The organism is Treponema sp. OMZ 798 (assembly GCF_024181385.1).
GTDB lineage: Bacteria > Spirochaetota > Spirochaetia > Treponematales > Treponemataceae > Treponema_B.
The window spans coordinates 1917736-1937419 of sequence record NZ_CP051305.1 but is presented as its reverse complement, the minus strand read 5'-3'; the positions used below and the strand labels follow the sequence as shown (position 1 = coordinate 1937419).

19 protein-coding genes are annotated in these 19684 nt (G+C 37.8%); 16 read left to right on the top strand and 3 right to left on the bottom strand.

The genetic code is table 11. The features are described 5' to 3' along the window. The first annotated feature begins 76 nt into the window (after positions 1-76). From E4O07_RS09005 to E4O07_RS08980, 6 genes are all read left to right on the top strand, one after another. Positions 77-943: an Rpn family recombination-promoting nuclease/putative transposase gene (locus tag E4O07_RS09005; RefSeq protein WP_253685115.1), complete on the top strand. Its 867-nt coding sequence runs from the start codon at positions 77-79 to the stop codon at positions 941-943. A 40-nt stretch (positions 944-983) separates the two neighbouring features. Beyond that, entirely contained in the window at positions 984-1655 is a 672-nt protein-coding gene (locus E4O07_RS09000; protein ID WP_371921973.1) for a type II toxin-antitoxin system HicB family antitoxin, read from the top strand. A gap of 73 nt (positions 1656-1728) precedes the next feature. After that, positions 1729-1974: a DUF2281 domain-containing protein gene (locus E4O07_RS08995; RefSeq protein WP_253685113.1), complete on the top strand. Its 246-nt coding sequence runs from the start codon at positions 1729-1731 to the stop codon at positions 1972-1974. After that, positions 1971-2438 (top strand): GNAT family N-acetyltransferase, encoded by a 468-nt coding sequence (locus E4O07_RS08990; RefSeq protein ID WP_253685112.1) that lies wholly within the window; start codon positions 1971-1973, stop codon positions 2436-2438. Before E4O07_RS08995 ends, E4O07_RS08990 begins: the two co-directional genes overlap by 4 nt. Positions 2439-2508: 70 nt before the next feature. After that, complete coding sequence (locus E4O07_RS08985) at positions 2509-3174, top strand: DUF4272 domain-containing protein (RefSeq protein WP_253685111.1); 666 nt, start codon at positions 2509-2511, stop codon at positions 3172-3174. Between the two features lie 15 nt (positions 3175-3189). Further along, positions 3190-5637, top strand: coding sequence for a glycogen/starch/alpha-glucan phosphorylase (locus E4O07_RS08980; protein ID WP_253685110.1), 2448 nt, complete (start codon positions 3190-3192; stop codon positions 5635-5637). A gap of 84 nt (positions 5638-5721) precedes the next feature. On the opposite strand, the gene E4O07_RS08975 is transcribed toward E4O07_RS08980, so the two are convergent. The 3 genes from E4O07_RS08975 to E4O07_RS08965 are packed head-to-tail and all read right to left on the bottom strand — an operon-like array spanning position 5722 to position 8122. Further along, on the bottom strand, positions 5722-6699 hold the full coding sequence (locus tag E4O07_RS08975; RefSeq protein ID WP_253685109.1) for a dipeptidase: 978 nt from the start codon (positions 6697-6699) through the stop codon (positions 5722-5724). Beyond that, the gene (locus E4O07_RS08970; protein WP_253685108.1) at positions 6700-7398 is read right to left on the bottom strand and encodes a hypothetical protein; all 699 of its coding nucleotides are present in this window, start codon (positions 7396-7398) and stop codon (positions 6700-6702) included. It abuts the gene before it with no gap. 10 nt (positions 7399-7408) lie between these two features. Beyond that, positions 7409-8122 carry a DUF5058 family protein gene (locus tag E4O07_RS08965; RefSeq protein WP_253685107.1) on the bottom strand — a complete coding sequence of 238 codons (714 nt, stop codon included), beginning with the start codon at positions 8120-8122 and terminating at the stop codon, positions 7409-7411. Positions 8123-8377: 255 nt separating this feature from the next. On the opposite strand from E4O07_RS08965, the gene E4O07_RS08960 reads away from it, so the two are divergent. The 10 genes from E4O07_RS08960 to E4O07_RS08915 all read left to right on the top strand — a co-directional run bounded on the left by E4O07_RS08960 (position 8378) and on the right by E4O07_RS08915 (position 19683). Then, positions 8378-9565, top strand: a complete 1188-nt coding sequence (locus E4O07_RS08960) for a MalY/PatB family protein (protein WP_253685106.1) — start codon at positions 8378-8380, stop codon at positions 9563-9565. An 8-nt stretch (positions 9566-9573) separates the two neighbouring features. Further along, positions 9574-10782 carry a DUF401 family protein gene (locus E4O07_RS08955; protein WP_253685105.1) on the top strand — a complete coding sequence of 403 codons (1209 nt, stop codon included), beginning with the start codon at positions 9574-9576 and terminating at the stop codon, positions 10780-10782. An 86-nt stretch (positions 10783-10868) separates the two neighbouring features. After that, positions 10869-11390 (top strand): DUF308 domain-containing protein, encoded by a 522-nt coding sequence (locus E4O07_RS08950; RefSeq protein WP_253685104.1) that lies wholly within the window; start codon positions 10869-10871, stop codon positions 11388-11390. Between the two features lie 25 nt (positions 11391-11415). Further along, positions 11416-13026, top strand: a complete 1611-nt coding sequence (locus tag E4O07_RS08945) for an ATP-binding protein (RefSeq protein WP_253688133.1) — start codon at positions 11416-11418, stop codon at positions 13024-13026. 129 nt (positions 13027-13155) lie between these two features. Further along, on the top strand, positions 13156-13326 hold the full coding sequence (locus tag E4O07_RS08940) for a hypothetical protein (RefSeq protein WP_253677078.1): 171 nt from the start codon (positions 13156-13158) through the stop codon (positions 13324-13326). A 110-nt stretch (positions 13327-13436) separates the two neighbouring features. Next, positions 13437-14888, top strand: a complete 1452-nt coding sequence (purF, locus tag E4O07_RS08935) for an amidophosphoribosyltransferase (RefSeq protein WP_253685103.1) — start codon at positions 13437-13439, stop codon at positions 14886-14888. Positions 14889-14948: 60 nt separating this feature from the next. Continuing rightward, complete coding sequence (locus E4O07_RS08930) at positions 14949-16226, top strand: AAA family ATPase (RefSeq protein ID WP_253685102.1); 1278 nt, start codon at positions 14949-14951, stop codon at positions 16224-16226. Continuing rightward, positions 16227-16808 (top strand): hypothetical protein, encoded by a 582-nt coding sequence (locus tag E4O07_RS08925; protein ID WP_253685101.1) that lies wholly within the window; start codon positions 16227-16229, stop codon positions 16806-16808. Between the two features lie 77 nt (positions 16809-16885). After that, positions 16886-18352, top strand: coding sequence for a TldD/PmbA family protein (locus E4O07_RS08920; RefSeq protein WP_253685100.1), 1467 nt, complete (start codon positions 16886-16888; stop codon positions 18350-18352). Then, positions 18349-19683: a TldD/PmbA family protein gene (locus E4O07_RS08915; protein ID WP_253685099.1), complete on the top strand. Its 1335-nt coding sequence runs from the start codon at positions 18349-18351 to the stop codon at positions 19681-19683. The genes E4O07_RS08920 and E4O07_RS08915 overlap by 4 nt, the downstream gene beginning before the upstream one ends. Position 19684 lies beyond the last annotated feature (1 nt).

Below are 19684 nucleotides of genomic sequence, written 5' to 3'. Positions count from 1 at the left end.
ATATAAACAATCTCTATAATAATTATGAAAGAGGAATTTTTTTTCTCCTTTTTAAATCATTTTTATGGAGGTTGATATGATGCAACCGTTTAAAATTACTCTCCGCAATGACTATGCTTTTAAGCGAGTGTTCGGAGTGGATGAAAACAAAGATGTCCTACAAGATTTATTGGAATGCATCTTAGATATTCCCTCGGAGGATATTGCAGGCTTGGAACTCTTGGATAAAGAGTTTCATAAGGATGCCATAGGCGATAAAACAGGTGTTTTAGATGTAAAATTACGCCTGAATAACAACACCATTATAGACATCGAAATTCAGAACAGGTGGAACAGCGAATTTGTCCAGCGCACTATTTTTTATTGGGCTAAAATGTACACGGAAAACTTAAAAACAGGTGAAGTGTATACAAAACTGCCCAAATGTATTACAATAAACATAGTGGGTGAGGGCTTTGATTTAAATACGCTTTTACACAGTGAATACAATGTAGTCGAAAAGCACCTAAATGATAAGCTTTCTGATGAGTTTGAAATCCACTTTTTAAATTTAGCCAAAGTAAAAGAAGATTATGAAACCACTGAAGAAAATGAAAATGAAAAGAAGCTGTATAACTGGCTAAGATTTATCAAGACAAATAATCCGGAGGTGAGAAAAATGCTGGCACAGGAATCGCCGATGATGATAAAGGCTAATGAAACTATAGAAGTAATGTTGCAAGATCCAAAAGAAAAATGGCTCTATGAAAACCGAATGAAATATGAACATGATAAAGCTTCATGGAAACATGTAGGTTATCAAGAGGGTGTTGAGTATGGTATTAATAAAGGGGTGTACCAAAACAAGCTTGCAACTGCAAAGAATTTACTTGAAATGGGGCTTAGCTTAGATTCCATTGTAAAAGCAACCGGTTTAAGTCTTGATGAAATAGAAAAACTATGATTAATTAAGATAAGCTCGTGTTTAGGAAAAGGAGGCTATGATGCACATAATCTATGAAACCAATGGCTTAGGTTTTCTTGGCTGGGTAATTGATTTGCCGGGAGCTTATATCCGTGGGAAGACACTGGAAGAGGCTGGGGGTAAAGTCAGTAAAGAAATAACTTTATATAATGAATGGCTTAATCTTGAAACCGATATCGATATGCAAATAAATGAAGAAATAAAAAAATCCGATTTATGTATTCAAGATGCAGATTCCGATATTATATTCGATTCGGAGCTGCTTGATTTTGATAAAAAAGAAGATTTTATCTTTTGGTGTGATAAGGTTCTAATTTCCGGAAAAAAAACTGAGGAAATATATAAAAAAATGAAGAGAAAATCGTTGATTGATATTACGATGAAGCGGAAAACTTTTTACGGTGATGTGTATTGTACAATTAATGATCAATATCGTCATATTGTTAAGGTGCAAAACTACTATTTAAATCAAATCGGTACTGAAATGAATATAGATGATGAGCTCCGGCTCAACCGCATAGAATTCATAGAAAAACTAAAGGAAAAATATCTAAAAGATGGCAATAAACTTTATCGTAATGAGAGTGAGGATTGGACAGTTAAAAAAGTAATTCGAAGAACTATTTGGCATGACCGCATTCATATCAGGGCTATAGAAAGAATGGAAAAACGATTAAGCGGAATGGTTTGATCTTATTAAAATATGTTAAATTTAGATACAAAAATTTATATTTGTGTTATAATAATTTAGTGGAGGTATGTTTATGTCTTATGAACAGTATTCTCAGTTAGAAACACAGGTTTTAGAAATACCTTATGAACAGAAACTTCAGCTTCTTTATATAATCGCAGATAGTTTAAAAAATACGGCAATGAGTAAGAAAAATAATTTAAAGGATAAGAAGCCAAAACGCAGACTTGGGATTTTGAAAGGTAAAATTTGGATGACTCCGGATTTTGATGATACTCCTCCCTGTTTTGAGGAGTATATGTTAGGGATGAAACTATGAATTTAAGTTTTAGATTATCAAAAGAGGCCGAGAAGATTGCATTAATGAATAAGGATGTACATGAACTTCATTATAGATTGTATCCTGAGTATTTTAAGCCCTTTTCTTATGATTCAACGGTAGAATTTTTAAAAAAGCAGTTACAAGAGGATAATTGGTTTTGCTGTATTGTTTCTTGTGATGGAAAGGATGCCGGTTATGCCTTATTTTATATTCGGGATTATCAGGAAAATCCTGTTAGGAAGGCTTATAGGGGAATACATATCGATCAAATCGGCATAGATCCCGAATATAGGCGGAAAGGCCTCGGTAAGGCCCTTATGGAAGAAATCGAAAAAATTGCTGTTCAAGAAGGTGCCTCACAAATAGAATTAAGCCATTGGGAACTCAACGAGGAAGCAAAGTTTTTCTATAAAAATATCGGTTTTGATACTTGTCTAAGATTTGTGGTTAAAAAACTGTAAAGTACTCAATTAATAAAAGGCTTGATTTTATTAAAAAAAAGACATACAATAAATGTAATGAGGTTATTTTATGTGTATTGATCCCGAACTGCGTAGAGAAAAATCCAATGCAAAGATAAAGGGTATGGGGATAGCTTGTTTTGAAGCCTTGCCTCTCTTGCCCTCATCTAAAGAGGTTAAATTAAAATCCTTAGATAAGATATGCGAAAGAGCTATAGCTTCTCTTTTGTCTATTCAGCTGGCAGAAGATATTTGTAATGAACAAGACTATGAAGAGTCAAAAGAATTATTTTCTATTCTTTTAGAAAAATACGGCGTTCAAAATCTTTTATTGGAAAAAGAAAAAAGACTTTTTGACGGTACTTATACCGAACAGGATGCAGTTGATGTGGGGTGGACTTATGAAGCTTACTGGGCGCTTTTATGGGCATTGGGGCTGGTTGAAGACATTTCCCATCCCAATGATATTTGTGATGTACAAAAAGCCATAACAACAGTGGGCGATAGAGAAAGTAAAAGGGAATTTAAGTCTCTTTGTAAGCTGCGCGATATTGAAGAAATATTGGACATGCTTGATCTTCATTATAGATACCACTGGGCAACGGAAGAAAAAAGATTAAAGCCTAAAACGGAAATAAAAGATTTGAATCCCGAAGTTTTAATGGAAAGAAGGCGCGGGCTTGAATGGCTTATTTCTGATGAAGAAGATTGGTTCGAGATTTCTATGGATACATAAAAGGAGGTAAGAAGTTTGGTTATTTCAAAAGAAGATGTAAAGGATTCCGTAATAAGACGCTTAAAAAGGAATTTCAGTAAGAGCCTTGATAAGGCTACCCGCCGGGAGATTTATGATGCCGTAGCCAGTACGGTTATGGAACTTGTTCAATCCAACTGGATTAAAACCATGAATGCTCAAGAGAAAACCGGGGTAAGAAGGATGTATTACCTTTCGGCCGAGTTTTTGATGGGGCGGGCCTTGATCAATAATATAAACAATATGGGCATTCGAAAAACCATCGAAGAAATTACGGATGAAATAGCCGAGCCTCTTTCTATCATCGAAGATGAAGAGCCCGATGCCGGTTTGGGAAACGGAGGCTTGGGAAGGCTTGCTGCCTGCTTTTTGGACTCCCTTGCAACCCTTGACTATCCCGGGCACGGCTACGGCATCCGCTATAAGTACGGAATGTTTGAGCAAAGAATCGAAAACGGCTATCAGGTAGAATATCCCGACCGCTGGCTCTTTGCCCGAGACCCTTGGGAGGTGCGCCGCTCCGATTTGAGTGTCAAGGTTTACTTTGGAGGCACCCCTTCGTCCCGAACCTCCGAAAGCGGAAAGCTTTATTATGATCTAAACGGAGCAGAAGAAATTATTGCAACCCCCTACGATATGCCGATTGTCGGTTACGGCACCAAGACGGTAAACACCTTGCGCCTTTGGGAGGCCTCTTCCGATGACGGCTTTGACCTTCCTCTTTTTAACAGCATGGAGTATAACCGTGCCTTTCAAAAACAGATAGATGCCGAAAGCATCTCGTGTATTCTGTATCCCAATGATTCAGGCCCGCCCGGAATGAACCTGCGGTTAAAGCAGCAGTACTTTTTTACTTCCGCAAGCTTGCAGGATATTATACGCTCCTTTATACATAGAGAAGGAACGGACTTTACCAAGCTCCCCGGCTATGTAGTAATCCAGCTAAACGATACCCATCCTGTTGTGGGAATCCCTGAGCTCATGCGTATTTTGATGGACGATTATCATCTTGAATGGGATGCCGCTTGGGATATTACAAAGAGAGTTTTTGCATATACCAATCATACTATTCTCGCTGAGGCCTTGGAAAAATGGCCGATAGAAGTTTTTCAAAAGCTCTTGCCGCGAATTTATCAAATAGTCGAAGAAATAAACAGACGCTTTTTAGCAAAGCTTTACGAAAAATATCCCGGCGATTGGAAAAAGCATAACAATATGGCAATCATGGCCGACGGAAAAATTCACATGGCACGTCTTGCTATAGTAGGAGCTTTTTCGGTAAACGGAGTTGCAGCTCTTCACACCGAGATTTTAAAGCACAAGGAACTCGCCGATTTTTATGACCTCTATCCTCACAAGTTTAACAATAAAACCAATGGAGTAACTCAAAGGCGCTGGCTTTTGACCGCCAACCCCTTGCTTTCCGAGTTTATAACAAAGTACATAGGTTCAGGCTGGATAACTAATCTGGAAGAGTTAAAAAAGCTTGAAGCCTTTATAGATAATGAGGAATTTTTGGAAGGTTTTATTGAGGTCAAACATAAAAATAAGATACGCCTTGCCGAATACCTTGAAAAAAATCAGGGAATTTTTATCAACCCGGATTCTATCTATGATGTTCAAATTAAACGCCTCCACGAATATAAAAGGCAGTTATTGAACATTCTCCATATAATGACCCTTTATAACAGAATTATAAATGACCCTTCCTATGATCCCATTCCGAGAACCTTTATCTTCGGGGCAAAGGCTGCAGCAGCCTATAGGCGTGCAAAGGAGATAATAAAGCTCATCAATACGGTTGCGGACAGAATAAACAATGACCACAGGGTTGCAGGTAAATTGAGGGTTGTCTTTGTCGAAAACTACCGCGTTTCCGCCGCAGAAAAGATCTTCCCTGCTGCCGACATTTCGGAACAAATTTCGACTGCCGGAAAAGAAGCTTCCGGTACGGGCAATATGAAATTCATGATTAACGGGGCCTTAACAATTGGCACTCTTGACGGGGCTAATATCGAAATTGTCGAAGAGGCCGGGGCCGAAAACGAATTTATCTTCGGACTTAAAGCTGAAGAGATTTTAAAGATGGATAAGGAAAACACCTATAATCCGAGAGAATATCTTGCCGCAAATCCAGAGCTTGAAAAGGCTGTAAATCAGCTGATTGACGGAACCTACACCCTGCCGGGAGAGCAGACCTTTAGAGGACTTTACGATTCTCTCATACATGGTGTTGAAGGACAGCGGCCCGATACCTATTATATTCTTGCAGATTTTAAGAGCTATCAAAAAGTCCACGAACAGATTATAAGCGATTATTATCACCGCCATGCTTGGGCTAAAAAATGTATCTTGAACATAGCCAGATCCGGAAAGTTCAGTTCGGATAGGACTATTCAAAACTACGTCGATGAAATTTGGAAGCTTGAGAAAGTAAATGTTTAAAATATAAAATGTTTTTAATAAAGAAGCGTCCGTTTAAAATAAACGGACGCTTTTAATTTTTTTAAATGAATTTAATGTATAGCTCTATTTAAGAACATCTTTTAAAAATCTTTCAGCATTTTTATATGCCATTTTTTCGATTTCATCTTCCGTCCATCCGTCTTTTTTTAGCGCATCAAAAAGAAGATAATACTTATCGCAACTGTTTATTTCCAGATTGCCGAAAACTCCGTCAAAGTCTGAACCAAGTGCGAGAACTTCTACTCCGCCTACATTTTTTTGATGGTTTAGATGTTTAACCATTAAGCTTACTGTACTGTCCTTACAGGTTATATCTTCATTTAAAAATTCCGGTCCTAAATTGAGACCCATGATTCCGCCCTTATTCGCCAACACCTTTATCATATCATCGGTCATGTTTCTTGTATGGGGGCTTAACATGCGCGAATTTGAATGGGATGCGGTGAAAGGTTTTTTTGAGTGTTTGGCTACATCATAAAAACCTCCATCAGAAAGATGACTTACATCAATTATGACTCCCAATTCGTTCATACGCCCTATGAGATCAATTCCAAAGGGTTTTAAACCGCGATTCATGATTTCGGGATCTTTTGAATTGGGAAATCCTATGCAGTTCTCGTCATTCCATGTTAAGGTTATTAGTCTAATACCTTTTTCATAGAAATGATCAAGGCGTTTTAAATTACCGTTTACGGATCTTCCGTCTTCAAGGGTTAAAAATGCAGATATTATGTTTTGACTTTTATTTTTTAAAAGCTCATCATAAGATTTGCATATTTTTACATAATCAACTTTTTCTATACCTCTTTTTATCTGAGACAGTAAACTTTCAATGTATTCGTCATCTGAAATTACGGGTCTTTTTAAAAAATCAAATATAGATTCGGTTAACATAAAAATAGCAAAAAACTGTGCAAAGGCTCCTGATTTTTTTAACCTTTCAAAATCTACGGAAAAAGATTTATTGGAAACAACTGTTTCTCCTTCTTCTTCTTTCCATGTCATCATGAGAGTGTCGCAATGCAGATCGATATAGTTCATTTACTCCGCCTTTTTATTTTTCTCAATTTTGTGAAATATGTAGCCGTATATGATAGTTCCGGCGATAACTATTGCTAATTTAAAAGTTCCTATTCCGGGTATCAATCTTACCAGATAGTATGTAATAACTGTTGGAATAAAATATTTGACGGCTCTTTTTGGTTGCCCTCTAAACCGCATTACAATTACCGACCCAAATAAAGAAGGTAAAACATATTTAAAAGATTTAAGCACTACTTGCGGAAAAATAGCGAGAAGATTTTGTCCTATAATAACTACAATCAGCAAAATACACAGATTTACAAATACGGAAGCTGCAACTGCAATGATAGTTGCTATATTACCGCGAGGTTCAGTTACATCTGTTTTAAGTGCATTTTGAATTGAAAGAGCTACCGGTACCCTCATGTTTGAAACATTTCCTGCAAAGTAACTCATATAAGTACCTGCACTGCCAAGTACGGGAAAATAGCTCATCGGTTCAGTCAACCACATTCCTATACCGAATGATGATATTGCAATAGTTACACTTGCAAAAGCTGAGGCACTTTCAGTCCAGCCTTTTATAAAATACATATATCCTATGGGCAAGAATGAAAGTATAAGGGCTATCAGCATTGAAAGCCTTCCCCATCTGTGAATATCGATGATAAATTTGTTTTCGTAATCAGTAACCATTAAATCATTAGTGTTTTCCATAAATCTTCTCCTATTTAAAAATAAATTCTGTTAAAATAATAGAACTGCCTAGTCCTGCAACTAAAGCAATTGCCAGCATCCATTCATAAATCCATTTTTTCTTTGATTTTTCTGCATACATCGACAGTAAGATAGTTATTCCGCCTGTTATAAGCATTACAATGGCCTCGACTTTTCCTTTGCGTGCATTATCGATAGCAAAATAACCTATAAGCGCTATCGATGCGATAAAACCGACTATTTTTGCAAAACTTCCTTCAATACTTTTATTTTTTATCAAAGAGCGTTCCATTGGTTTTAGGCTGAAAAAACAGTTGATAAAATAAGGTGCACTTCCGAGAATCATTGCATAGAGAACTAAAATGAAAACACCGGTCGTTATATTAGCGCTTGTAAGTTCAATGCCCAAAACATCTGCTGCAATTCCGGCTAACATTAATTCATAACTTGCAGAGCCGATAACTCCAATGCGCATAAATGCTGCTCCTGATCCCAGCATGGCCATAATTGTCAATGTTGCTATCATTACAGAAAAACCGGGTCCGATAATCGAAAAAATTCCGGTTCTTATCGATATCTTTACCTCTTCATTCGTGAGCAGCTGATGTTTTTTATTAAAGCTTAATGCTTTTTTTAAAAATATAGCTGCTTGAATTATGACGAAAGATGTCAATATGATAGCAAAAACCCACACAGTTCCGTTTACAATCGTAATTGTATCCATAAAAACCTCCTAGTCTGACTCTACAAAATTTTTGGGCAGTAAAACGAAAAGGTATATTAGAATTTTATAAAGTTCAGCGACACATAAAGATATAAATAGTTAAGGTTGTTAACTATATGCATCATTATAACATCAGCTTTCAAGATTTGTCAAGGAAAAATAAAATAATTGTAAAGTTTTTTAAAATTATTCTTGTAAAAATAAATTATTTACTGTATACTATTGATTAGACCCTTAACTATTAGGAGATGAATTATGTATGATTTTGTAAATACTTTATCACGAAAAAAAATTGGAGCTGCCAAATGGGAGCTTATGTACAAGTGGAATCCCAATGTTTCTGAAGGAGTAATACCTCTTTCAGTTGCCGATATGGAATTTAAAAATCCGCCGGAAATAATTGAAGGTTTAAAAAGTTATTTGGATAGACTGATTTTAGGTTATTCTATGCGGTATGCAGATTATGACAATGCCGTAATAAATTGGCTTAAACGAAAACATGATTACAGTGTAAGTCCCGAAATGATTATGCAGACACCCGGAGTTGTAAATGCTTTTTTTGCTGCCGTAAATACCTTTACGGAAAAAGGAGACGGAGTAATCGTTATGCGCCCTGTGTATTATCCTTTTTCCATGGCAATTGAGATGAATGAGCGGGAGCTTGTAAATTGTCCTCTTTTATGTGATAAGGATAACTATTACACAATCGATTACGATAAATTTGAAAGCCTTGCAAAGCAGCCGAAAAATAAACTTTTGATTTTTTGTTCTCCTCATAATCCTGTCGGCCGTGTATGGAAAAAAGAAGAATTAAAAAGACTGGCTGAAATAGCCTTGGAGAATAATGTAATTGTTTTTTCCGATGAGATATGGAATGATCTTATAATGCCCGGCTATAAACATACTCTTATGGCAAGTATTTCAAAAGAGATAGGTGCAAATACCATCACGGCAACGGCTCCTTCAAAGACCTTTAATGTCGCCGGCCTTGCTACATCAAATATAATTGTAGAAAATGAAAATCTTAGAACCAAGTATTATGAAACCCTTCAAAAGATGAGGTCTTCGAGTGTGAATGCTCTCGGGCTTAAAGCTTGCGAAATAGCTTATACCCGGTGCGATAAATGGCTTGATGAGCTTCTGCTTGTTCTTGATACCAATCAAAAGCTGGTTAAAAATTATTTTGATTCCAACTTTCCAATGCTTAAAAGCAGGTACATTGAAGGTACTTATCTTCAATGGATAGATTTTAGGGCTCTTGGAATGGATAATAAAGCTTTGGAAGATTTTATGCATAATGAAGCGCAATTTTTTACTGACGAAGGTTATATTTTCGGCTCTGAAGGAGACGGCTTCGAAAGAATCAATGTAGCTTGTCCTACTAAAATTTTAGAACAGCATTTGGAAATGCTTGGTGGTGCATTAAAGAAAAAAGGATTCTAGGATACTGTATGGAATTAATTTATTTGGCGGTAATATTTTTGGCTATTGTATTGGGTTTGACTTTTAAGCGTCCTCTTTATCAAGCGATACTCATTGCTGTGATTTTAGCCGTGATTTTATATAAAATTCCTTTTTTGGAATTTATAAAAATGGCAAGAAGTGCTTCTTTAAATTCTCAAACAATATATCTTTTGCTTGCTTTTTATATCATTACATACTTACAGCGTATGATGGAAGACAAGGAAATGCTTATGCTTGCTGAAATATCGCTTGAACAAATGTTTCATTCCAAACGTGTAAATGCTATGGCTGCTCCCTTTATAGTAGGGTTGCTGCCCTCTCCCGGAGCGGTACTTATTGCCGCTCCGATAGTGGATGCCGCCGCGGATGATAATCTTAATGCTAATGAAAAAACTTTTGTGACCAGCTATTATAGACATATATCGGAATTGTTTATGCCTACCTATGCAGCCATACTTTTAGCCTTAAAACTTACCGGGGTGGATATGACTGCATTTGTTGTAAGTATGCTGCCGATGGTTTTTGTTCTTTTTTTACTGGGCTTTGTATTTTATGTAAAAAAAATACCCAAGAATAAGACCGCAGAGAACGAACAAAATAAAAAAGATGCCGTCTATTCGTTTTTTAAGGCTCTGTGGCCTATCGGTCTTACAACTATCTTAATTCTTGTTTTAAAAATTCAAGTTTTTTATGCTGTTTTGCCTGCAATATTCTTAATGATGTTTATTCATAAATTTACATTATCCCAATTAAAAAAATTTGCAGTTAAAGCTTTTGAAGCAAAAATGCTTCTTACAGTAATCGTTGTTATGATTTTTAAAGCGGTATTGGAATATAGTCATGTTATTGAAACTTTACCCGAAGTTTTTGGAATTCTCCCTATTCCTATTACTGCTGTGTTTTCAATAATAATTTTTCTGGGAACAATAGTTGCAGGCAGTCAGGCCATGATAGCCATGATGCTGCCTTTAGCTTTTTCGGCCATACCCGGTGCAGGTCTTGGAGAACTTGTTTTGTTTATGAGTATATGCTATATCGCAATGCAGGTATCGCCCACTCATATATGTTTGGCAATCATAACAGAACATTATAAAACTTCATTTTTATCGTTGGTTGTAAAGACTCTGCCTATCGTGCTTTCTTTTATAATTATTGCTTCTCTCTATAGTTATATTTTGATCCGATATATATTTTAATATTATCATTGTTTGAAATTTTGATGTATTATTGCGCTTGAAAAAAAATTGAAAAGATATTATCATTAAAAGTATCTGGAGTATATATGTCTGAAAAAAAATTGTCTTATTCTATGATCTTTTTGGCTATTGCCGTAATGTCTACGGTTTTGGGGATTGTATGTATTTTTAACCCCGACAGTATAACAAGAATTATTGTGACCATTGTCGGTATTTCACTAATCGTTTACGGCCTTATCGAAATTTATCAGTTTTTTTCGATCAAGATGAATTCCTTTTTGGTTTTGGGTATCATCTTAATAGGATTGGGGCTTTTTTGTCTGGTAAATCCAAGCGCAGTTCTCGGTCTTATCGGGCTTGTCCTCGGCCTCTTTTTGATTTGCTTGGGAGCCGTTGAGGTTAAAAAATCATTCGATTTAAAAAGCGCAGGTGTTAGGCTGTGGTGGCTTTGGCTGATTTTTGCAGGCATCGTTTGCTTAATAGGTCTTTCAGGTATTTTTAATCCTGCAAGCATTTCAGGTCTTTTTGCTAGTTTGATAGGTTTCGGTTTTTTGGTAAACGGAGTAAGCAGTATTTGGCTTTTCCTGATTTTGAAGAAAAGGGGATAGTTTTCTTTCGAGGTAAGGTATGGATATGGATTTTAGCCGCAAACTTCCTATCGGCGTACAGAGTTTTAAGGTATTGCGTGATGATAATTATCTCTATGTCGATAAAACCGGCTATGTTTATAAATTAGCCTCTACAGGCCGTGTTTATTTTTTAAGCCGTCCTCGGCGGTTTGGAAAAAGCCTTTTTCTTTCTACTCTTCAAGCCTACTTTTTGGGACAAAAAGAACTGTTTAAGGGCCTCGCAATCGAAAAGCTTGAAGAAACCGAAAAGGGTAAAAGGGAAATCTGGCAGGAATATCCCGTACTCTATTTGGATTTTAATCTTGCAAAGTATGAAACAAGGGAAGATCTTGAAAGTGTCCTAAATAATCATCTTTGCAGGTGGGAAGAAGTTTACGGCAGCTCTAATTCGGAAAACACTCTTTCGGAACGCTTTTTCGGCCTTATCTACCGTGCATATAAAAAAACGGGAAAACAGACCGTTATTTTGATTGACGAGTACGATAAACCCCTTCTTCAAACTATGTGGAAAGACGATGCTCTAAACGAAATTTATAAGACAATATTAAGGGGATTTTTCGGTGTCATCAAAACAGCCGACCAATATATACGCCTTGCCTTTTTGACGGGGGTGACAAAATTCAGCAAGGTGAGCATATTCAGCGATCTAAACAACTTAAACGATATAAGTCTAACTCCTCAATTTTCAGGCATCTGCGGAATAACTCATACCGAATTATTAAAAACCTTCGAGCCCGAAATAAAAGCCCTGGCCCAAGCCAACGAATTAAGCTATGAGGCCTGTATCAAAACCTTACAGCAAAAATATGACGGCTATTGTTTTTCTCCCGATACTGAAAGAATGTATAATCCTTTCAGCTTACTTAATGTATTTTTCGGAAATCAATTTGAATATTATTGGTTTGCTACCGGAACGCCCACATTTTTGGTAAATTCTTTAAAGCGGAGCGATTATCACATTCCCAACCTTGACGGCAATGTGGAGATGACCTCGGCCGGTCTATCCGATTACAGGGCCGAAGCAGGTTCTGAAATCCCCGTATTGTTTCAGGCAGGTTATTTGACGATTAAGGGTTACGATAAGCTCTTGCAGCTTTACAGGCTCGGCTTTCCTAACGATGAAGTCAGATACGGTTTTTTATACAATCTTTTCCCCAATTATTGCAATGTAGTCTATGCGGAAGGACCTTTTTGCATAGCCCAATTTTATAGGGATATAATTGCGGGAAGGGTAGAAGAGTTTATGCAAAGGTTAAAGTCGATAATGGCAAGTCTCCCCTATGATACCGTAAAAAAAGAGAGCGGTGAAAGCATCGCCTTGAGAGAGCATAATTTTCAGGTCTGCGTATACTTGGTCTTTGCCCTCTTGGGGCAGTTTATTGAGCTTGAAATACCTGTTGCTAACGGCAGAACTGATGCAGTCATAAAAACAGACAGTGCAATTTACATATTTGAGTTTAAACTAAAAGAAGGTGCCGAAGCCGCCTTAAAACAAATCAAAGAAAAAAACTATGCCGAAAGATTCAAGGCTGAAAACAAAAAAATCGTGCTTATCGGTGCCGGCTTTGATCCGGAAGAAAAGACTGTCGGGGAGTGGTTGATCGAAGAGATTTAAGCCTTAACTTAGGATAAAAATTTTACGCAAATTTATATTCTTTCTATCTCTTGACATAAAATCCGTTTTTTTTTATACTTACTCGGTTGATATAACTATAATCTATAAATATTTTGCTAGGAGGCAGATATGGCTGGTGCAAGTAAAAACTCACGAACTGCTGCTGCAACTCAAAAATTTAATTGTCCTTGCGGCGGAGAAATCGTATTGAAAACAATGGTCGATAACGGTAAGATTAAAAATATTGCAGAATGCCCGAAATGTAAACGAGTTGAAAGAAGGCCGAAAGACTTTCATTAATCTGACTGTTTTTTAACGAGGCTAAAGAGGGAGACTTTTTATATTTTATGGAAAGTCTCCCTCTCTCGTTTTACGAGCATTTAAATTTTATCGAATTTTAGGAGGGTAAGATGAGCATGGAAAATATATTTAAATCGAGTTTAGGGGAAGAATGCGGAATTGCGGCTGTCTGGGATTCAAAATCCTTTAAGACCGAAAACCCCGAAAGACTGGATGATGCTGCCCGCTCGGTTTTTTATGCTCTTTTTTCTCTTCAGCACAGGGGGCAAGAGGCTGCCGGGATGGCTGTTTCAAACGGAAAACACATCCGCGTGTTTAAAAAGCCGGGCCTTGTTTCCAACATTTTTACCGAAAACGATATATCGAACCTTCAAGGCTATGCTGCGATAGGCCACACCCGCTATTCGACTACAGGTTCTTCTTCTTTGGGAAACATTCAGCCCTTTTATATTGAAACCATGCATGGGCCCATAGCCCTAGCTCATAACGGAAACCTTGTAAACGCTCCGTATTTGCGGCAAAAACTTTTGGAAGGGGGAGTAGGGCTTTCTTCTACCTCGGATACCGAAGTTATGATTATGATGCTTGCCGCCGCCAAGGGAGATTCTTGGACAGAACGCATCGCCTCATGTATGCGGGAATGGGAAGGAGCTTTTTCTATTGCCGTTTTGACGGTTGAAGGCATTTACATCGCTAGGGACCCTTGGGGCTTTCGTCCTCTTTGTGTAGGCAGCTTTCAAGACGGAGTATCGATTGCCGCAAGTGAGTCTTGCGCTCTTTTAACATTGGGCTGCAAGGATTTTACCGAGGTAAAAGCCGGAGAAATTTTAAAGTTGGTCGATAACGGAGCAGAGCTTTGTATGCAGCTTCCCCCTAAGGAGCTGCTTTCTCCATGTATCTTTGAATACGTCTACTTTGCCCGTCCCGACTCGGTTTGGAACAAGGCTTCGGTTCACATGTCAAGGGTAAATTTCGGCAAGGAGCTTGCAAAAAACTCCCCCGTCGAGGCCGACATAGTTATAGCCATTCCCGACTCATCGCGGTCGGCAGCCATAGGCTATTCCCAAGAATCGGGCATTCCCTATGATGAGGGTTTTTCAAAAAATCGCTACATAGGACGCACCTTTATTCAGCCTACCCAAAAATTGCGCGACCAAGGTGTTGCGATGAAGTTCAATATTCTTTCCGAAGCTGTCGAAGGAAAACGCATTATAGTGGTTGACGACAGCATCGTCCGCGGAAGCACCATGGGGCCCTTAATCAAGATGCTGCGGAGTGCCGGTGCCAAAGAAGTACACATCAGAATAGCTTCTCCGCCGGTGCGTTACTCCTGTTTTATGGGAGTAGACATGGGAGACCCCGAAAACCTAATCGCCCACAAAAAATCTGTTGAAGAAATCAGAGAGCACATCGGAGCCGATTCCTTAGTTTACCTATCCCAAGAAAGTATGCTTAAAGCTATGAAGGATGCCGGAGCAAACACCCATTTTTGCTGTGCCTGCTTTGACGGTAAGTACCCCGTCGATGTCAGCGGCGCTGCCGACAAAAATAGCTTTGAGTAGGCTCTATTTGGGTTTTAAAGATATTTAAAAATCAGCCGATATAGTAAAATAGGTATTTGTATGAGATTAGATTGTTCCAATGTAGGAAAAATAGAAAAAGCCTCAATAGAATTAAATTCAATAACTCTTATAGCAGGATTAAACAATACGGGAAAGAGCACCATAAGTAAGACTTTGTATTGTATTTTTAACAGTTTTTATAATGTTGAAAAAAAATCGGAAGAAGTTCTTAAAAATAATATTGATAGTGTTTTTAAAATGTCTTCACTAGATTTTTTTATTGAATACCCGGAAGTAAGTTTAAGGCAAATAAGAAATACAATAAGAGAACTTCTTAAGAATAAAGAAAATATTACTGAAAAGATAGCCATAGATATAATAACGAAAAACCTCGGTCATGGTTTTACTAAAAATAAAGGAATTGATATAAACCGCATTATTTCAATTTTGACACTTTCTCAGGCAGATATAAATAAAAAAATCTTACAAAATTTATTTACGTCCGAATTTCAAGGACAAATTCAAAATCTTAATGGCAAAAAAGAAGCTTTTATAAACCTTCAGATTAAGGATAAAACTGTAAATATAACAATAAAAGATAATATAATTATCGAATTGGAAAATCCTCTTAATTTAACACATGAGGCTATTTATATTGATGACCCTTTTGTTTTGGACAGTGCTTTATCATCTAGGTATATTAATCCAATTTCACATAGAGCGAATATTGAACGAAAGTTACTCTACACTCGATTTGAAGAACAAAATAATAAGAAAGATAATAATAATCTTTCTGTTCAAAAAGCTGTAAATGATTTATTGGTAGAAGATAATTTAAAAAATATCTACGTGGAATTAAATAATGTTTGTGATGGTTCTTTGGTAAGACAGGAGTCGGGTGTTTTATCTTTTGTAAGTGATTCGGACGGGCGGGAAATAAGTTTAACAAATTTATCAACAGGGTTAAAGACTTTTACGATAATAAAAACTTTGCTTTTAAACGGTTACTTGGAAGAAAAAGGAACTTTGATTCTTGATGAGCCTGAGATTCATTTACATCCCGAATGGCAAATAGTATTGGCCAAAATAATAGTACTTTTGCAAAAAGAATATAAGATGCATATTCTTATTAGTTCTCACAGCCCTTATTTTATTCATGCAATAGAGGTTTATTCCAAAAAAGAGAAAATATACAATCCGAAATTTTATTTAACGGAAGAAATCAAAGATGGTCTAATAAATATGAAAGATGTTTCAGATGATTTAGAGCCTATTTATAATTTGTTATATAAACCATTACAGGAGCTGGAAAGCTTAAAAAGTATTTCCGATAATTAAATGTTGAATTTTCAAGTTTTAGAACAAGACTATAATTTTAAAACAACATTGAAAAATACCTCCTATGATTCTGCCAATAAAATTTATCTAAGTAATTTATCTATCGAGGTATATGATTTTGATAAAATAAAAGATGAATATGTAAATCGTATTATAAAAAACTATCAAGGCTTATCTGAGGGATGTTTTAGATCAAATGATGTTCTTTACCGAAAAGAAAATAAATTGGTTTTTATAGAATTTAAAAATGGGGATATTACTTCTAAACTTGAAAAAGAAAAAATACGCAGTAAAATAAGTGAAAGTTTATTAATTTTGGCTGATATTCTTAACACTACATTAAGCGAAATAAGAAAAGATTGTAGTTATATTCTTGTATATAATAAAAATAAAAATGAGTCTTTTGAAAAGGATCGTAATTCATCAATAAATAGAATTGGTTCTTCAATAGCTGCTTTATCCGGTAAAAAACATCTCATTCAAGATTTTTATAGGTATAAAGTGTTTTTTGATAAAGTTTATACTATCAATGAGACAGAATTCGATTATAAAAAATTGGAGAGTACCGTTTCTGTGTCATAGTCTAGATTTTAAAATTTCAATTGCAAAATCTTAAGGTTTTTGATATAATATCTATTAGTAATTATTTAGGGGGAAATATGATTTATACATCAGAAAGCCTGCTTGAAGCTGCAAAAAATGCCGTTCCTAAGGCGGACCTTGTAACTTTACGCATTCACCGCACAAGGGGAACTTCCTTTGCGGCTCAGGATGGAGCTTTTGAGTCTTCCGGCTATTCGGCCGATCAGGGTTTTATGGTTGAAGTCTTATATAATGGGCACATTGCCTATGGGGCAACCCAGAATCTGACTCCTCAGGGAGCCGGCGAAGCTGCCCGTCAAGCCTTTAATGCCGCTCAAACCGCTTCAGCCTTTAAAATTGCCGATTTTGACAAAAATGTCAGACCCGATACGGAATTAAAATACGAAACCCTTAGGGGTAAAAAGACCCGCCCTTCCAAAACCGAAATTTTCGATTACCTTTTTGAAATATGCGATATTTTAAAAGTTTCGGATGAGGTTATAGATACCCACGCCTATGTGGAGTTGGAAGAAGAGCAAATCGAGCTTTTAAGCTCTGAGGGAGCCAATATCTTACAGGATTTTTACAGGATCGGTTCCGGCTTGGGAGCTGCTGCCCGCCGCGGAGACATAATTCAAAGACGTTCCTATAACGGATACGGAGCCCGCACCTTTCAGGGCGGCTATGAATTTTTAAACTTTGCCAAATCTAAGGCAGAAGCCAAGAGGGTAGGGAATGAGGTAATAGAGCTTTTGGGAGCAGAACCCTGTCCTTCCGACAGGCGCACCCTTGTCCTTATGCCCGACCAAATGCTTTTGCAGATTCACGAAAGTGTCGGCCATCCCTTGGAAATTGACCGCATCTTGGGAGATGAAAGAAACTTTGCAGGCGGCAGTTTTATAAGGCCCGAAGACATCGGCAGCTTTCAGTACGGCTCAAAGCTTATGAATATCTGCTACGATCCGACAATTCCATATCAGCTTGCAACCTTTGCTGCCGACCAGACGGGGGCTCTGGCAAAGAAGACCTTTATCATCAAGGACGGAATCTTAGTCTGCGCCTTGGGCAGCCTCGAAAGTGCAGGCCGCCTCTATGCGGGCAAAACCGTTCAGCCTGATAAGATGGTCGCAAACCAAAGAGCAACCGCGTGGAACCGCCCGCCTATCGACAGGATGGCAAACCTCAACCTCGAGCCGGGAACCAGCAGCTTTGATCAAATAATTTCTTCTATCGAAAAAGGAATTATTATGACCTCGAACCGCTCATGGTCGATAGACGATTACCGCAATAAATTTCAGTTCGGCTGCGAATACGGCCAATTAATCGAAAACGGAAAAATCACCAAAACCGTGCGCGACCCGAACTACCGCGGAGTATCTCAAAACTTTTGGAGAAACCTCTGTGCAGTAGGAGACAAATCCACCTTCCATGTATACGGAACGCCCAACTGCGGAAAGGGAGAACCCAATCAGGTTATTCAGGTCGGACACGCAAGTCCCGTTTGCGCATTTTCTGATGTAGAAGTTTTTGGAGGCGGAAAATGAAAATGAGTTTTAAAGAATATTTTGAATCGATTGCCGATTTTATGCTTTCGGAATTGCTTGAAGGAGAAAAAATTTCGATTTCCTTTTCGGGCGAAAAGACCTACTTTATGCGCTTTAGCAAGGCTAAGGTACGCCAAAACGGAACAGTAGATCAGGGCTATTTTTATTGTACCTTTTGGAAAAAGAACCGCACCCACAATTTCAGTTTCGGTATTCAGATGAATATGGGAAAGGATAAGAGGATGGCGGCCGATGCTCTTCAAGAGGCGAGAGATTCTATAATGCTCCTTCCAGAGGATAAGTATCAATCAATTCCTGAATCTTCCGATACTTCTTCTGCGATATATACAGGGAAGCTCTTGCCCGAAGACAAGATACCGGAGATTATCTTATCCACTGTTAAAGACCTCGACTTTGCAGGCCTTTATTCTCAAGGGATTATTTGCGAGGGTGTTATTACCTCGGCCGGAGCGACTCACTGGTTTCAAACCGAAACCTTTGTCTTGGATTATTCGGTATGGCTCGAAAACGGGCGCGGTATAAAATCTCTTTATTCGGGAACGGAATGGAGCGATGAGCAGTACCTTTCAAAGATTGAGCAAGCCCGAAAAGGCTTGGAAATCTTGCACACTCCGCAAAAAAAATTAGCCCCAGGAAAATACAAGGCCTTTATAAGTGCCGATGCCCTTATCGACGTAACAGACTTTTTCTCGTGGAACGGTTTTAGCGAAAGGAGTATGCAGCAGGGCTCAAGCGCCTATCTTGCTTTAAAAGAAGGAAGAGAGCATTTTTCGGATAAGTTTAATTTGACTCAGGATTTTTCTCTCGGACTCGAACCTGCCTTTAACTCGAACGGAGAACTGGCTCCCGAAAAATTAAGCATCATCGAAAAAGGTAAGCTTAAAAATACCTTGGTCAGTTTAAGAACCGAAACCCAATACGGTGTAAAATCCAACGGTGCCCCTTTAAGTGAGAGTATGCGATCGATCGTTATCGGAACCGGAGATTTAAACGAAGCGGATGCCGTAAAAGAGCTGGGTACGGGAATTTATATCTCCAACTTTAACTATCTAAACTGGAGCGATACCTCTTCGGCCAGAGTTACGGGAATGACCCGCTTTGCCTGTCTTTGGGTTGAAGACGGAAAAATCGTTGCTCCCATTGCCGACATGAGATGGGATGAATCCTTGTACAATATGTTCGGAGAAAACCTCTTAGCCGTAACAAAGGAAAGCCGAATCTTTGCAAACACAAGTACTTACGGAAGCAGAAGTACCGGAGGTGCCTCACTTCCCGGCATCTTGGTAAAAGATTTTAACTGTACGCTATAAG

What these genes read in the sequence shown, in the direction of transcription:
- E4O07_RS08970 (WP_253685108.1), bottom strand. Translation starts at nt 7,398, where the DNA reads ATGGAAAACACTAATGATTTAATGGTTACTGATTACGAAAACAAATTT.
- E4O07_RS08930 (WP_253685102.1), top strand. Translation starts at nt 14,949, where the DNA reads ATGAGATTAGATTGTTCCAATGTAGGAAAAATAGAAAAAGCCTCAATA.
- E4O07_RS08950 (WP_253685104.1), top strand. Translation starts at nt 10,869, where the DNA reads ATGTCTGAAAAAAAATTGTCTTATTCTATGATCTTTTTGGCTATTGCC.
- E4O07_RS08965 (WP_253685107.1), bottom strand. Translation starts at nt 8,122, where the DNA reads ATGGATACAATTACGATTGTAAACGGAACTGTGTGGGTTTTTGCTATC.
- E4O07_RS08960 (WP_253685106.1), top strand. Translation starts at nt 8,378, where the DNA reads ATGTATGATTTTGTAAATACTTTATCACGAAAAAAAATTGGAGCTGCC.
- E4O07_RS08990 (WP_253685112.1), top strand. Translation starts at nt 1,971, where the DNA reads ATGAATTTAAGTTTTAGATTATCAAAAGAGGCCGAGAAGATTGCATTA.
- E4O07_RS08955 (WP_253685105.1), top strand. Translation starts at nt 9,574, where the DNA reads ATGGAATTAATTTATTTGGCGGTAATATTTTTGGCTATTGTATTGGGT.
- E4O07_RS08985 (WP_253685111.1), top strand. Translation starts at nt 2,509, where the DNA reads ATGTGTATTGATCCCGAACTGCGTAGAGAAAAATCCAATGCAAAGATA.
- E4O07_RS08925 (WP_253685101.1), top strand. Translation starts at nt 16,227, where the DNA reads ATGTTGAATTTTCAAGTTTTAGAACAAGACTATAATTTTAAAACAACA.
- E4O07_RS08915 (WP_253685099.1), top strand. Translation starts at nt 18,349, where the DNA reads ATGAAAATGAGTTTTAAAGAATATTTTGAATCGATTGCCGATTTTATG.
- E4O07_RS09000 (WP_371921973.1), top strand. Translation starts at nt 984, where the DNA reads ATGCACATAATCTATGAAACCAATGGCTTAGGTTTTCTTGGCTGGGTA.
- E4O07_RS09005 (WP_253685115.1), top strand. Translation starts at nt 77, where the DNA reads ATGATGCAACCGTTTAAAATTACTCTCCGCAATGACTATGCTTTTAAG.
- E4O07_RS08920 (WP_253685100.1), top strand. Translation starts at nt 16,886, where the DNA reads ATGATTTATACATCAGAAAGCCTGCTTGAAGCTGCAAAAAATGCCGTT.
- E4O07_RS08940 (WP_253677078.1), top strand. Translation starts at nt 13,156, where the DNA reads ATGGCTGGTGCAAGTAAAAACTCACGAACTGCTGCTGCAACTCAAAAA.
- E4O07_RS08995 (WP_253685113.1), top strand. Translation starts at nt 1,729, where the DNA reads ATGTCTTATGAACAGTATTCTCAGTTAGAAACACAGGTTTTAGAAATA.
- E4O07_RS08945 (WP_253688133.1), top strand. Translation starts at nt 11,416, where the DNA reads ATGGATTTTAGCCGCAAACTTCCTATCGGCGTACAGAGTTTTAAGGTA.
- E4O07_RS08975 (WP_253685109.1), bottom strand. Translation starts at nt 6,699, where the DNA reads ATGAACTATATCGATCTGCATTGCGACACTCTCATGATGACATGGAAA.
- purF (WP_253685103.1), top strand. Translation starts at nt 13,437, where the DNA reads ATGAGCATGGAAAATATATTTAAATCGAGTTTAGGGGAAGAATGCGGA.